This window comes from Oleiphilus sp. HI0117, from assembly GCF_001635235.1.
This window is the reverse complement of sequence record NZ_LWGA01001209.1, coordinates 1-382: the sequence shown is the minus strand read 5'-3', so window position 1 is coordinate 382 and position 382 is coordinate 1. Positions and strand designations below refer to the sequence as shown.

Genomic DNA, 382 nt, shown 5'->3' with positions numbered 1-382 from the left:
GACAGCAGGGCCGCACTATAAAGAGCATGGCATGAACCACAAAATGGAAAGAATGCTCAAGCGCCTTGACTTAAGCGAAGAGCAAGAGGTGCAGGTTGAGGAAATTCTGGCTCCCATGAAAGAGCTCAGAAAGGAAAGAAAAGGCTTCCCGAAAATGCGTGCCATGATGTCTTTGGACCCGGACGCTGCCGATTATATGAAGCAAGCAGAAGAGCAGGCGACAAGTGCTGCTGAGAAAGTTAAGGCTCGTATCCTTAATATGGCGAGTGTTCGCCAGCAAGTACACGCGGTGTTAAATGAGGAGCAGAAAGCCGAGCTTAAAGCGATGGTATCGAAGAAGCTAAAGCGAATGGAAGAGCGCTGTGAGGATGACGATTAATTG

Annotated in this window: 1 protein-coding gene; it reads left to right on the top strand. The window is 48.7% G+C overall.

Annotated features, from left to right (window positions below; genetic code table 11):
• Positions 1-379 (top strand): Spy/CpxP family protein refolding chaperone (locus A3757_RS21250; protein WP_156506474.1); only part of this gene is annotated, 379 nt, incomplete at its 5' end.
• Positions 380-382 lie beyond the last annotated feature (3 nt).